Source organism: Lactococcus formosensis, from assembly GCF_018403745.1.
Taxonomy (GTDB): domain Bacteria; phylum Bacillota; class Bacilli; order Lactobacillales; family Streptococcaceae; genus Lactococcus; species Lactococcus formosensis.
The window spans coordinates 81,884-95,698 of the sequence record NZ_BOVP01000005.1 but is presented as its reverse complement, the minus strand read 5'-3'; the positions used below and the strand labels follow the sequence as shown (position 1 = coordinate 95,698).

The 13,815-nt window shown below is 39.2% G+C and carries 15 protein-coding genes; 3 read left to right on the top strand and 12 right to left on the bottom strand.

What is annotated here, in order from left to right:
- Positions 1 to 5 precede the first annotated feature (5 nt).
- The 4 genes from KJS37_RS07420 to msrA all read right to left on the bottom strand — a co-directional run bounded on the left by KJS37_RS07420 (position 6) and on the right by msrA (position 1,755).
- On the bottom strand, positions 6 to 404 hold the full coding sequence (locus KJS37_RS07420) for a hypothetical protein (protein ID WP_165713499.1): 399 nt from the start codon (positions 402 to 404) through the stop codon (positions 6 to 8).
- A gap of 234 nt (positions 405 to 638) precedes the next feature.
- Positions 639 to 1,010 carry a lactoylglutathione lyase gene (gene gloA, locus KJS37_RS07415; protein ID WP_003133332.1) on the bottom strand — a complete coding sequence of 124 codons (372 nt, stop codon included), beginning with the start codon at positions 1,008 to 1,010 and terminating at the stop codon, positions 639 to 641.
- A 17-nt stretch (positions 1,011 to 1,027) separates the two neighbouring features.
- Complete coding sequence (locus tag KJS37_RS07410) at positions 1,028 to 1,243, bottom strand: YozE family protein (RefSeq protein ID WP_003133330.1); 216 nt, start codon at positions 1,241 to 1,243, stop codon at positions 1,028 to 1,030.
- Positions 1,240 to 1,755, bottom strand: coding sequence for a peptide-methionine (S)-S-oxide reductase MsrA (gene msrA, locus KJS37_RS07405; protein ID WP_019292236.1), 516 nt, complete (start codon positions 1,753 to 1,755; stop codon positions 1,240 to 1,242). Before msrA ends, KJS37_RS07410 begins: the two co-directional genes overlap by 4 nt.
- Before the next feature lie 201 nt (positions 1,756 to 1,956).
- On the opposite strand from msrA, the gene KJS37_RS07400 reads away from it, so the two are divergent.
- From KJS37_RS07400 to KJS37_RS07390, 3 genes are all read left to right on the top strand, one after another.
- Positions 1,957 to 2,733, top strand: coding sequence for a MurR/RpiR family transcriptional regulator (locus tag KJS37_RS07400; protein WP_165711935.1), 777 nt, complete (start codon positions 1,957 to 1,959; stop codon positions 2,731 to 2,733).
- A gap of 80 nt (positions 2,734 to 2,813) precedes the next feature.
- Positions 2,814 to 4,103: a PTS cellobiose transporter subunit IIC gene (gene celB, locus KJS37_RS07395; RefSeq protein ID WP_046400840.1), complete on the top strand. Its 1,290-nt coding sequence runs from the start codon at positions 2,814 to 2,816 to the stop codon at positions 4,101 to 4,103.
- An 18-nt stretch (positions 4,104 to 4,121) separates the two neighbouring features.
- Positions 4,122 to 5,534: a glycoside hydrolase family 1 protein gene (locus KJS37_RS07390; protein WP_213496641.1), complete on the top strand. Its 1,413-nt coding sequence runs from the start codon at positions 4,122 to 4,124 to the stop codon at positions 5,532 to 5,534.
- 53 nt (positions 5,535 to 5,587) lie between these two features.
- Here the strand turns inward: KJS37_RS07390 and KJS37_RS07385 are convergent, their stop codons facing one another.
- The 8 genes from KJS37_RS07385 to typA all read right to left on the bottom strand — a co-directional run bounded on the left by KJS37_RS07385 (position 5,588) and on the right by typA (position 13,664).
- Complete coding sequence (locus KJS37_RS07385) at positions 5,588 to 6,448, bottom strand: CvfB family protein (protein ID WP_017368645.1); 861 nt, start codon at positions 6,446 to 6,448, stop codon at positions 5,588 to 5,590.
- Positions 6,449 to 6,554: 106 nt separating this feature from the next.
- A complete protein-coding gene (frr, locus tag KJS37_RS07380) occupies positions 6,555 to 7,112 on the bottom strand; it encodes a ribosome recycling factor (RefSeq protein ID WP_017368646.1) in 558 nt (185 codons plus the stop codon).
- A 28-nt stretch (positions 7,113 to 7,140) separates the two neighbouring features.
- Positions 7,141 to 7,857, bottom strand: a complete 717-nt coding sequence (pyrH, locus tag KJS37_RS07375; RefSeq protein ID WP_019292238.1) for a UMP kinase — start codon at positions 7,855 to 7,857, stop codon at positions 7,141 to 7,143.
- 90 nt (positions 7,858 to 7,947) lie between these two features.
- Entirely contained in the window at positions 7,948 to 9,141 is a 1,194-nt protein-coding gene (locus KJS37_RS07370; protein ID WP_213496639.1) for an acetate kinase, read from the bottom strand.
- 117 nt (positions 9,142 to 9,258) lie between these two features.
- Positions 9,259 to 10,452 carry an acetate kinase gene (locus KJS37_RS07365; protein ID WP_017368649.1) on the bottom strand — a complete coding sequence of 398 codons (1,194 nt, stop codon included), beginning with the start codon at positions 10,450 to 10,452 and terminating at the stop codon, positions 9,259 to 9,261.
- Positions 10,453 to 10,536: 84 nt separating this feature from the next.
- Positions 10,537 to 11,472, bottom strand: a complete 936-nt coding sequence (locus tag KJS37_RS07360; RefSeq protein ID WP_165713504.1) for a class I SAM-dependent methyltransferase — start codon at positions 11,470 to 11,472, stop codon at positions 10,537 to 10,539.
- 45 nt (positions 11,473 to 11,517) lie between these two features.
- Positions 11,518 to 11,748 carry a DUF3165 family protein gene (locus KJS37_RS07355; protein ID WP_017368651.1) on the bottom strand — a complete coding sequence of 77 codons (231 nt, stop codon included), beginning with the start codon at positions 11,746 to 11,748 and terminating at the stop codon, positions 11,518 to 11,520.
- Between the two features lie 74 nt (positions 11,749 to 11,822).
- Positions 11,823 to 13,664 carry a translational GTPase TypA gene (typA, locus tag KJS37_RS07350; protein WP_017368652.1) on the bottom strand — a complete coding sequence of 614 codons (1,842 nt, stop codon included), beginning with the start codon at positions 13,662 to 13,664 and terminating at the stop codon, positions 11,823 to 11,825.
- Positions 13,665 to 13,815 lie beyond the last annotated feature (151 nt).

Below are 13,815 nucleotides of genomic sequence, written 5' to 3'. Positions count from 1 at the left end.
ATTACTTACCACTTATTACCCCTTGCTTCATATCGCCACTCCATTTTTCCATAATAATCACCTGTAGAGGAAGTCCAAACTTTCCAACCAGGACCATACCAGCCACTCTTTTCTCGTTTCCCCCCAGACACATAGGCATGACTTTGATGAGACACCGCCCAGTTATAATACTCCGCTGTTAAGGTCTTTTTGCCCCATGCGGCATCTGGCCAAGTCCTAGAATAAGCCACCTGCCGTCCATGACGTGTAAAATTATTCTGTAAGATACGGACTGCGCGCTCTAGCTTTTCAAGGCTATCGCCAAAAACACCATCAGCAGAAGCTTTTTCAGCAGTGGCTAACTGGCTTGCCCCAAACAAAGCGAGTCCTAAAGTTGATAGTGCAATAAGTTTTTTGATTTTCATATAGCTCTCCTTTCAAATATGAATCTTTTTCTTACCTAACAATATTTGTTCATCTCCTTCCTTTGTTTTCTATTTTCTTTTATCAGTCTAACATAATAAGTTCCTTCTATTTTTCATCTATATTTTGTTTCCAAAAAAAATCAGACATACTTTAAGCTTGAAAAATGTAGTTGCTATATTCAATCGGAAATCAAAAAAAGACTGAAATAATTCAGTCTTTTTATTCTTTTTTATTTACTCTGCAATCACTTCAACCTTATAACCATCTGGATCAATGATGAAGTAATAACGTGTGTCGGAGTTAGGAAGGCCTTTAAGTTCTGTCACTTCAAATCCTGCTTGTTTTTGTTTTGTATGCAGTTCTTCCAAATTATCAACCGAAATAGCAATATGTCCATAGCCATTACCCAAATCATACGCTTCATGATTGTAATTATAAGTCAATTCTAATTCGTAGTCATCACCAGGTAAAGTCAGATAAACTAAAGTAAATTCATATTCTAAAAAGTCACGACGACGTTTTTCCTCAAAGCCGAAAGCTTCTTGATAAAACTTGATTGAAGCATCCAAGTCTTTGACGCGGTAACAAGTGTGTGCCATTTTCATTGTGTTTTCCTCCATTTTTAGGCTTCTAGGTACATTGCCCAGATATCGTCAAAAAGTCCCAAGTTAAAGTAAAAAGGGGCATAGGTTTCCAGATATGTGGAGACTTCATCAAAGTCTTTCGATTGTTTGGGAAACTGTGTATCTGCAAAGGCAAGATTAGCCAAACGTGTGACATCATCCACCTCAACTGGCGCCCGATGGCGCATCAAATAAGTATAAAAAGGCTGTCTCATTTCCAGTTTTCCTCCAAAAACTTATGACGTAAGCGGCTGGACAAAGCATAACGCTCAGGATTTGTTTTATAAAATCCTTGATGATAATCCTCTGCCGGCCAGAACTTTTGTGCGGGTTCTATCGTGGTAACAATAGGCTGATCAAAACGTCCAGAATTTTGAAGTGCTTCTTTTGACTTTTCAGCGACTTCTCTCTGTGAGTCAGCAGTATAGAAAATAACTGGACGATAATTATCGCCACGATCCTCAAATTGCCCAAACATATCGGTTGGATCGGTCTGCTCCCAGTAAAGTTCCACTAAATCTTTGTAAGTGATTTTTTCATTATCAAAGATAATCTCCACTGCCTCAGTATGCCCTGTCTGATGATTGCAAACTTGCTCATAAGTTGGATTATCAACATGACCGCCTGTATAACCACTTGTCACAGCAAGAATCCCTGTTTGTTCCTCGAAAGGTTGCACCATGCACCAAAAGCAACCACCCGCAAATATTGCTCTTTCTTTACTCATCCTTTTTACCTCGTCCTTATTAACTGAAAATATTATAACAAAAGTATTCTTTTCATGCACTTATTCTTTTCTTTCAATTTTATTTTTTAGCTTCAATTGTCTTATGATAATTTTTTTAGTACACTACTATTTAGAGAACTCATAACTGAATATCTAGAGTTGGTTTATCCGAAATTATTAATAAACAAAGAGAGGAGTTATATGTCATTTAAAGAAAGAGTATCTATCCACTATACTGAGTTGACAAAGACCGATCGTAAAATAACAGGCGAATTAATGAGAAGACCAGAGGTACTTATTGACCGATCTATTCAAGAGGCTGCCAAGGATCTTGAGGTTTCACCTTCTGCGATTATCCGTGTTGTAAAGAAACTACAATATCGTGGTTTACCGGACTTAAAAAATGCTTTAGAAAGATATATGAGTGAAAAAACTGAACTTGTTCAGAGCTCAAGAGAAGAACTGCTTTCAGAATCCATCATTGGTGAGTATAAGCAACGTCTGAATTTGATTCGTAGCTGTTTGTCGGAAAAACAACTGACCAGCATTGCGCAAATGATACGCGAGGCTAAAACAACACGAGTTTTAGGGATTGGTAGTTCTGGTTTAGCTGCTGAACAATTTGTCTATTCTCTCTTGTATCAAGATAAATATGTCGAAGCCATCACCAGCCGTACCAAAATATTTTACCTATCGCGCGTACTTGATCAAGATACACTATTAATCATCTTTACCGTTTCTGGAAATACGGATCTTTATGAGGAAATTTTTGAGCAAGCCAAGGAAACTGGGGCAAAGATTGTCCTCATCACAATGAATAGAAATTCCAAATTCAAACAAACTTCGACCGAGGTTCTGCTTCTGCCTTCAAATCTGACAGATTTTTCCAAACCAGACATCTATCAGCTGGACAACCGCTTTGCATTTATTGTTTTATCAGAAATTCTGGCAGCTTATTACATCCACTCTTTGGAATAAGTTTTATTTTTATTATTTAATTTGAAATATATTTTATTTCGTGTTATACTCTCTTTATAATATTTAAGGAGAGTTTTTTCATGAACAAATTTATGGTTTTGCTATCAGAAAAAGTTTTACCGGTAGCGTCTCGTTTGGGGCAAAACAAGTACCTCACTGTTTTGCGTGATGCCTTCATGGTCAGTTTCCCTTTAACAATGTTTGGTTCACTTATTGTCGTATTCAATAATTTACCCTTCTGGTCTGACTCGATGAAAGCAAACTTGGGTAACCTTTTTGGTAATGGTCAAAGCGCCACAATGTCAATTATGACCGTGTTCGTTACTTTAGCCATTGGGTACTACTGGGCGAAGTCAGAAGAAATCGAAGCTATTTTCAGTGGTGTCGTTTCTTTAGCTTCATTCTTGATATTGACACCTTTCGCTGCAATTATTACATCAGCTGATGGAGCTACAACTGTTGAAGGTACTGGGCTTCTTACTCTTGACCGATTGGGTGCAAAAGGGATGTTCTTAGGTATCTTTGCTGCCTTCATTGCCGCAAAAATCTTCGCTGCACTGACTAAAAAAGGTTTTACGCTTAAAATGCCAGACGGTGTTCCACCAGCTGTCGCTAAATCTTTCGCCTCTCTAATCCCAGCCCTAGGAACATTGCTTGTTTTCTTACTTATCAATGCGCTTATGGTTGGTGCCTTTACTACAAATCTTCATGATGTTATTTACAATGTTATCCAAAAACCACTGACTGGTTTAGGAACGGGACTTCCAGCAACAATCATTGCCGTATTCCTTGTCCAGTTCCTCTGGTTCTTCGGTCTGCACGGCCAAATCATTGTCAACTCTGTTTTTGAACCTTTCTGGCAAACAAATATGCTCGATAACGCTGCGCTTACGCAACAAGGAGCATCTGCCTTAGCTGAAAATGGACACATCGTTACAAAATCATTCATGGATACATTCACAGTAAGCTTAGGTGGATCAGGATCTACCTTGGCTGTCGTCCTGATTATGGCATTTCTGATGAAACATAAGCAATATAAAAACATTGGACGTCTGGGCTTGGCTCCTGGATTATTTAACGTTAATGAACCTGTAATTTTTGGGCTTCCTATCGTCATGAATGCTACAATCTTCATTCCATGGCTTTTAGCTCCTGTTGTTTCAGTCATTATCGCCTATCTCGGCTTTGCGTCTGGGTTAGTTCCTCTGACCACTGGGGCGCAAGTGCCTTGGACAATGCCAATCTTCCTTTCAGGATTTTTAGCAACAAATTCTATTATGGGTTCTCTACTTCAATTAGTTCAATTTGTGGTCATCGCGCTCATCTGGTTACCCTTCTTGAAAGTCATTGATCGTACTGAAACATTATAAAAAACAAAGGATAAAATAATGCAAGTTAAATTCCCTAATGATTTTTGGTGGGGGGCAGCAACCAGTGGCCCTCAGACCGAAGGTCGTTTTAATAAAAAACATGCCAACATGTTTGATTATTTTTATGAAATCAAACCCGAAAGTTTCTATAAACATCAAGGCCCAGATACAGCAAGTAACTTTTATAATGACTTCAAGAATGATATTCGCTTAATGAAGGAAGCTGGACTAAAAACAGTTCGTACCTCTATACAATGGAGCCGTTTGATTGATGATTTAGAAAAAAACACTGTAAATTCAGACGCTGTAGCATTTTATAATGCAGTCATTGATGAATTTATCGCCCAAGATATTACGCCAATGATTAATCTGCACCATTTTGATTTGCCTGTTGAACTCTACCATAAGTATGGTGGCTGGGAATCAAAAAAAGTTGTTGATCTCTATGCTGGCTTTGCTGAAAAAGCTTTTGAATGCTTTGGTGATCGCATCAAATACTGGTTCACCCACAACGAACCATTGGTTGTCGTGGAAGGAGGCTATTTATTCCAATTCCATTATCCAAATAAAGTCGATGGACACGCTGCTGTCCAAGTTGCTTACAACTTGCAACTTGCCTCAAGCAAAGCCATCGCAAAATACCGCGCGCTACAATTCGATGGAAAAATTGGGATTATCCTCAACCTGACACCGCCGTATCCTTCTACCAAAGAAGCAGCTGACCTTAAAGCCAGCCATATCGCTGACTTATGGTTGAACCGTCTCTATATGGATGCCTCTGTCAATGGCGAGTTTCCTGCTGAACTGGTTGAAATTTTAGATAAGGAAAACGCACTTTGGGAATCAACAGAAGATGAATTAAAACTCATCAGAGATAATACGGTTGACTTACTGGGTATTAATTTCTATCATCCAAATCGCGTACAACGTCCAAAATACTCGGCAAATTCCTTAGCTGTTGACTTTATGCCTAACAAATTCTGGCAAGAATTTGAACTGCCTTCATGCCGTATGAATGTCGATAAAGGTTGGGAAATTTATCCAAAAGCAGTTTACGACATTGCTAAAGATGTTCAAGAAAACTATGGAAATATCGACTGGTTCATTTCCGAAAATGGTATGGGTGTGTCAAACGAGGAAAGATATATGAATAGTCAGGGAATCATTGAAGATGACTATCGTATTCAATTTATCAAAGAGCATCTATACTGGTTAAATAAGGCGATGGAAGAGGGCAGCAATTGCTTAGGCTATCATTTGTGGACACCTATCGACTGTTGGAGCTGGCTCAATGCTTACCGCAATCGGTATGGACTCATCTCGACAAATATTCATACGCAAGTTAAAAGTTTGAAAAAATCAGCCCACTGGTTTAAAGCTTTGTCAGATAGCAATGCCTTTGAAATCGAGCCACTTACTAAGGAAGAATAATATTTTACCCTACTAAAAAAGGTTGGAAATCATTCCAACTTTTTTGCTATTAATCAAATGAGTTCTGTACCCTCAGGACTTTGTTTGATTTTTTTATTCTTCATCAAACCGCCAAGCGCTTTTTTAAATTGTCCTTTAGATATACCAAATGTCGCTTTGATATCATCTGGCGCTGATTTATCATTAAAAGGCATTTTTCCACCCATACTCTCAAGATAAGCAAGGATCATCTGTGCATCAGCATCCAACATCTCATAAGCACGTGGTTTCGCACTAAGGTTTAAACTACGGTCTTGATCACGGAAGCCAATGACACGTACCTGAAGCTCTTGCCCGATACGGAGTGTGCCAAAAGCTTCGTTAGGATGGATGAAACCAAGCATATTATTATCTGGAAGATAGACGAAGGATCCTGTTTCTTTGTTACGGTAAACAATCCCGCGTAAGTCTTGGTTTTGCATATTGTCATAGGCTGGTCCTGACATTTCCCAGAAATCTTGGTGCCAAGCTAATTTACCCCAAAGACGATCTTTCGCATCAACGACAATTTTAACAAAGAGCTTATCCCCTTTTTTAGGCCATTGATCTTTATCTTCTGGTAGCGGAAGATCATCAAGCGAAACCACGATATCTTTCCCAGCTAAACCAATATCAACGAAAGCGCCCAAGTCACGACGAACATCGGTCACTGTGCCCCAGCCGAATTTTTCGCGTGTCGCAGTTGGTTCTTGCGTTGTCATGCACATTTTGTCAGATTTATCCACATAGGCAAAACCTGTGACGATATCTCCTACCTGATGTTCGCCTTCTGATTTTGCAAGACGTATGATATTATCATCTTTCTGCAAAAAGTAAAATTGATCATTCTCAGCTGTAATAATCGCTGAAAATGTTGTTGCTAATAAATTATTCATTCTTTTTCCTTAAAAACGGCTCCGCAGAGCCGTTTATTTCTGATTGTTTTTTTGCTCTCGCGATTATATAGAATAAAATCTTTTACAATCAAATGACGATACAAACTTAAACATCCAAAAGTTCTTTTTCTTTTTCAGCAGCCATTTTATCTGCTTCTTTAACAGCATTATCTGTTATAGTTTGAATGTCTTTTTCGAGTACTTTTAAATCATCTTCTGTGATTTCTTTTGCTTTTTCTTGTTTTTTCGCTGTATCGATAGCATCACGACGGATGTTACGGATTGCAACTTTTGCACCTTCGATGTATTTACCCATCTCTTTAACCAGCTCTTTACGACGTTCTTCTGTCAACATTGGAATAACCAAGCGAATTACTGAACCATCATTTGCTGGTGTAATTCCAATATCACTGGCATTCAAGGCATGCTCGATATCTTTCAAGATTGTTTTATCAAATGGTGTAATCATCAAAACACGCGCTTCTGGGATTGTGATTGATGCCATTTGATTTAGTGGTGTTGGTGCGCCATAGTACTCCACAGAGATGCGGTCAAGCAAGCTCGCATTGGCACGACCTGCACGGATGTGACCAAGGTCACGTTGCAAGCTGTTCAATGAGCTATTCATACGTTCTTTTGCATTATCAATAATTTCGTTTGCCATGATTTTTCCTTTTTATTTTATTATAAATTTATTCTACAGTTGTTCCGATTTCTTCACCTTGAACAACACGTTTAATATTTCCAGATTCATTCATATTGAAGACAACAAGCGGAATGTGGTTGTCCATTGACATTGTTGAAGCCGTTGAGTCCATAACGTGAAGACCTTTTGTGATAACGTCCATGTGTGTAAGATTGTCAAATTTAACTGCTGTTTCGTCAAGTTTAGGATCTGCATTATAGACACCATCAACACCATTTTTAGCCATCAAAATAACATCCGCATTAATTTCTGCTGCACGAAGTGCTGATGTTGTATCTGTGGAGAAGTATGGCGAACCTGTTCCACCTGCGAAAATAACGACCCGACCTTTTTCAAGGTGTCGTTCAGCGCGACGACGGATATAAGGCTCTGCGACAGCTTTCATTTCGATAGCTGTTTGAACACGAGTAGGTACGCCAAGTGCTTCAAGTGTATCTTGAAGAGCTAAGCCGTTCATGATCGTAGCTAGCATGCCCATATAATCTGCTTGGGCACGTTCCATACCGATCTTTTCACCGGTCACGCCGCGCCAGATATTTCCGCCGCCACAAACGATGGCGATTTCTGCACCAAGAGCATATACTTCTTTGAGCTCTTCAGCAACTTTTTTAACTGTTTCAGGATCAATTCCAAATCCTTTTTCTCCAGCTAAAGCTTCGCCAGAAAGTTTCAAAAGTACGCGTTTATATTTAATATCAGCCATAGTTTCCTATCTCTTCTCTATTCTTTTTTATCCCTACTATTTTACCATAAAATTTAGCTGAAAAAAAGACCATATGGTCTTTTAACAAAATTATTTATTTTTTGCCGCTTCCACATCACGCGCAATAACCAACTCTTCGTCTGTTGGTATAACTAGGACTTTAACACGCGATTCTGGTGTAGAAATGATACCATTCGCACCACGGACGTTCTTTTCTGGGTCAATTTCCATACCAAACCATGACAAGCCTGCTACAATATCACGACGTGCATCGGTATCATTTTCCCCAATACCTGCTGTAAAGATAAGCGCATCTGCTCCATTGAGGACCCCAAAGTACTGTGCAATAAACTTTTTCGAACGATCAATAAACATTTCATAAGCCAAAAGTGCTTTTTCATTGCCAGAGTTACGTGCTTCTTCCAAATCTCGCATATCACTTGAAAACTCTGATACACCAAGTAAACCTGATTTCTTATTAAGAACATCAATAACATCCTGCGCCGAACGTAAACTAGGATCACTTTCAAGCATATAAGAAATCACAGAAGGGTCCATTTCGCCAGAACGTGTCCCCATCATTACACCTGCTAGTGGTGTGAAGCCCATTGAAGTATCAACAGACTTTCCACCTTCAATAGCTGTAATTGAAGCACCATTACCAATGTGGGCAGTGATGAGTTTTAAATCTTCAAGCGGTTTTCCGAGTACTTTTGCTGCTTCACGTGACACATACATGTGTGAAGTTCCATGCGCTCCATATTTACGAATAGCATAATCCGTATAGTATTTTGTTGGAATTGGATAACGAAAGGCTTTTTCTGGCAACGTTGTGTGAAAGGCTGTATCAAAGACAGCTACAGCAAGCGCATCTGGAAGCAAGCGTTTAAAAGCCTCGATTCCCAGCACATTTGCGGGGTTGTGGAGAGGGGCTAAAGTTGAAAGGTTTTTTATCTCTTCTAAAACTTCAGGAGTAATTACAGTAGACGTATTGAAAAATTCTCCACCCGCAACAACACGGTGACCAATAGCTGTAATCTCACGGAAACTACTAATGAGTTTAAAATGTATCAACTCGTCCATCAAAAGCAAGACCGCTTGACGGTGGTCAACAATATCCTGCTCTCTTTTATGCACTTGATCATCAAACTTTGTTGTTGAAATAGAATCTTTCAAACCAATACGTTCAAAAATACCTTTAGCAATAACTTTTTCTTCTGGCATATCATAAAGTTGCCATTTTAGTGACGATGATCCAGCGTTAACAGCGAGTGTTTTTTCCATATTTTAAAAATCCCTTCAATATGTAAGTGTTTTCTTTTTGTCTTACTAGTATAACATAACTTTAAAAAATATCTTAAAAGAAATATATAAAAACGGCTTTTTATTAGCCGTTTCTTTTTATTTCGCTTTTGCAGCTTCAACATCGCGTGCAATAACAAGCTCTTCATCCGTTGGAATGACAAAAACTTTAACACGTGATTCTGGTGTTGACATCTCTCCTTCAAAACCAAAAATATTTTTAGAGAAATCAACATCAATACCAAACCATGACAAACCTTTTAAGACACCTTCACGTACTGGTGCTGAGTTTTCACCTACACCTGCCGTAAATACAATTGCATCAGCACCATTCAAAACAGCCAAGTATTGGCCAATGAATTTTTGAATACGGTCAACATACATTTCGAATGCTAAGGCTGCATCCGCATCCCCAGCATCACGAGCAGAGATGATTTCACGCATATCAGAGGACAAACCAGAGACACCAAATAGTCCTGACTCTTTATTCATCATATTGACAACGTCTTGAGCATCCTTGAGTGAATCATCGTTAGCAATAAGATAAGGGAAAACAGAAGGATCCATATCTCCTGTACGTGTCCCCATCATAATACCTGCTAATGGTGTGAAGCCCATTGAAGTATCAATTGACTCACCACCTTTTACAGCAGTGATTGATCCACCATTACCGATATGGGCAGTAATGATTTTTGTATCTTTAATATCTTTACCTAACATTTTTGCAGCTTCTTGTGCCACAAACATATGTGAAGTCCCATGTGCTCCATATTTACGCACGGCGTTTTCAGTGTAATATTTTTTAGGCAATGGGTAACGGAAAGCTTTTTCAGGCATTGTTGTGTGGAAAGCTGTGTCAAAAACAGCTACCGCTGTTGCTTCAGGCAACAACTCCAAGAAAGCCTTTATACCAGCCGCATTTGCTGGATTATGTAGTGGAGCAAGTGGTGAAAGTTCTTCAATTTGTTTTAGTACTTCTTGATTGATCAAAGTAGATTTTTTAAACAACTCTCCACCAGCGACAACACGGTGACCTACTCCGGTAATCTCTGTAAATTCTTCAACAATATGGAAACGTTTCAAGTCTTCAAGTAAAATGTGAACGGCTTGTGTGTGGTCTACAATATCCAATACACGTTCTTCTTTTTGGTCGTCAAATTTTACCGTTGTGACTGAATCTTTCAAGCCAATACGTTCAATCAAGCCCTTTGCAAGAACTTTTTCTTCTGGCATTTCATACATTTGCCATTTCATTGATGATGAACCAGCATTAACCGCAAGAGTTTTTGTCATTTTATCTATCCTTCTTCTTTCAATTTTCTCTTAAATTATATCACAAAACCCAATTGAAGGCAGTGACTGGCTAAGAGTTTTTGGTCAAATCTTGACATTTTTCACAAACTCAGACATAAATTCTTGCAAAATAGAGCGGTCTGCTAAGTCAGACAAGGGGTAAACAAAAGTCGGTGTATTTGTCTGGTTTTTACTTAATAAATAAATCGATTTTCCTGCCCCTTTAAAGAGGGATGAAGGTAATGTAATGACTGCAGCAATATGTGCATGTTCTTTAATCCAGGCCTTCAAAAACTCTGACTGTGCACTTGTCAAAAGATTATCTGGAGCTAAGAAAAGTGCAAAGCCACTCTCTTTCAAATACTTGAAGGATTGCTCGATCATTAAGTGGTGCACATAGGTATGTTCTGATTTGTCATGTACTTGAAAATGGCTAGCAGCTTCATCGTCTGGATAATAACCAACTGGGAGATCACTTAGGACAACGTCCACAGCTTCCAAGGGCTGAGGTTTAACAGCATCCATTTGGAGAAAACTTGCTTCTGTTCCCATGACTTCTGACATTGAAGCAGATAAATCCAACAAGAGGTCGTCTACTTCAAAACCAACATAGTCTACTTCTTTTTGCAGATGAACCAAGAGCGTTTCCGCTAAATTCCCCGTTCCTGAACCAAACTCTAACACGCGAATCGATCGGTCCTTGTGCAACTCTTCAATGATGAAATTAAAGATAAAACCAATAGAGTCCGGTGTTAAATTATGATTTGCTTGCATCGGTGCAATACGAGAGCCTTGTAACAAGACAAACTGAAACAGTTTTTGCCATTCACTTTTCGTAAGATTCATTGAACGAACTTTATCGTTATTTTCCTTCGTCAGTGACGCCAGCTCTAAGGCGCCTAAGTAAGCTGCATTTTGTTCCACAAAAGCATCATAAAAATCCGTCATCAGCTCTGCTTGAATTGCCATGATATTCTCAAGGACCAACCCAAAAGCTTTTTCGATTTTCTCTATATCCATGTAACCTCCAAAAAATAGTCTGCCAGAGACAAACTATTTCTTATTTTATAATTTTTCAATTTCTAAAAGGGCCTTAACAGCGAGAGCTAAGAGTGCAATCACCATTGCGATTTCATATAAGGCTGCACGATGACTGACAGCTTGACCGATAGCTACAGCTACGATAAGGACAATCACTGACGCAAAAACAAAGATATCCGTACTTCTTCTCACATCCTTAGGCATTAAAAAGATGTAGCCCAGGGCAAATAAAACTAAAAGTATCAGATAAAACATGCTTTTCTCCTTATTTTTGGCTTCTTAGTCTTTTCTCAAATCCCTCTGCTGTTTCAAGCACCATGTCAAAACTATTATTCAGCAGTTTTTTTCTTTTTCGTTGCTTTTTCACGCATTGCTTTGTCAAGAATTTGTTTACGCAAGCGGATTGATTCTGGTGTTACTTCCATGTATTCGTCATCACCCAAGAATTCTAATGATTCTTCAAGAGACAAGATTTTAGAAGCGTTAAGCACTGAAGTTGAGTCTTTATTAGATGAACGAACGTTTGTTTGTTGTTTTGCTTTTGTAACATTAACTGTCAAGTCATTATCACGTGAATGTTCACCGATAATCATACCACCATAAACTTCTGTACCCGCTTCAACAAAGAGAACACCACGCTCTTGTACGTATCCCATAGCATATGATGTTACAGAACCTTGGTCCATAGAGATCAAAGCACCACGGCTACGTCCACCGATTGTTCCTTTAACCATAGGCATATATTGGTCAAAGGTGTGGTTCATGATACCATATCCACGTGTCATTGACATAAATTCTGTTGTGAAACCAATCAAACCACGTGCTGGAACTAAGAAGACCAAACGCGCTTGACCGTTACCAGTGATTTCCATGTCCAACATGTCACCCTTACGTTCTGAAAGGGCTTGGATAATTGATCCTTGGTATTCTTCAGGTGTATCAATACGTACACGTTCAAATGGTTCACATTCTACGCCGTCGATTTCTTTAACGATAACTTCTGGACGTGAAACTTGAAGTTCATAGCCTTCACGACGCATTGTTTCGATAAGGATAGACAAGTGTAATTCTCCACGACCTGAAACGATCCATTTATCTGGTGAATCAGTATTTTCAACACGAAGTGATACGTCTGTTTGAAGTTCTGCTTGCAAACGTTCTTCAACTTTACGTGCAGTTACCCATTTACCTTCGCGTCCTGCGAATGGTGAGTTATTTACAAGGAAAGTCATTTGAAGTGTCGGTTCGTCAATGTGAAGTACTGGCAATGGTTCAACAGCATCTGTCGGTGTAACAGTTTCACCAACGAAGATATCATCCATACCAGAGACGGCAATCAAGTCCCCTGCTTTTGCTTCCGTAATTTCTTGACGTTCAAGCCCAAAGAAACCAAAAAGTTTTGTGACACGGAAGTTCTTCGTTGAACCGTCAAGTTTAGACAATGTTACATTGTCACCAACTTTGATTGTACCACGGAAAACACGTCCAATACCAATACGACCAACGAAGTCATTGTAGTCCAAGAGTGAAACTTGGAATTGCAAAGGTTCGTCAGAGTTATCGATAGGCGCTGGGATATGTTCGATGATTGTGTTGAAGATTGGATCCATTGTCGCTTCTTGATCCGCTGGGTTATCGCTTAATGATGATGACCCATTAATCGCTGAAGCATAAACAACTGGGAAGTCCAATTGGTCATCATCGGCACCAAGTTCGATGAAAAGTTCCAAGACTTCATCTACAACTTCTTGTGGACGTGCAGATGGTTTATCGATTTTGTTCACGACAACGATTGGTGTCAAGTTTTGATCCAAAGCTTTTTTCAGCACGAAACGTGTTTGAGGCATTGTACCTTCATAAGCATCCACGACAAGAACAACACCGTCAACCATTTTCATGATACGTTCTACTTCACCACCGAAGTCCGCGTGACCTGGTGTGTCCAAAATGTTAATACGTGTATCGCCATATTCTACGGCTGTATTTTTAGCAAGGATTGTGATCCCGCGTTCTTGTTCAAGGGCGTTAGAGTCCATTGCGCGTTCAGCAAGGTTTGTACGGGCATCAAGCGTTTGTGATTGTTTAAGTAACTCATCAACCAAAGTTGTTTTACCGTGGTCGACGTGGGCAATAATCGCAACGTTTCTGATGTTTTCGCGTAATTTAGTCAATTTATTTCTACCTATTCTTTCGAAAAATTCATACGGAAATCGCGTCTCCGTAGCTTGAACGCTAGCTTTTATGGTGCGCCCAAACAATATATCAGATTTATTATAGCACACTTTTTGTCAAAGGCGAAAATGCACGCGTTTACAAGTTTTC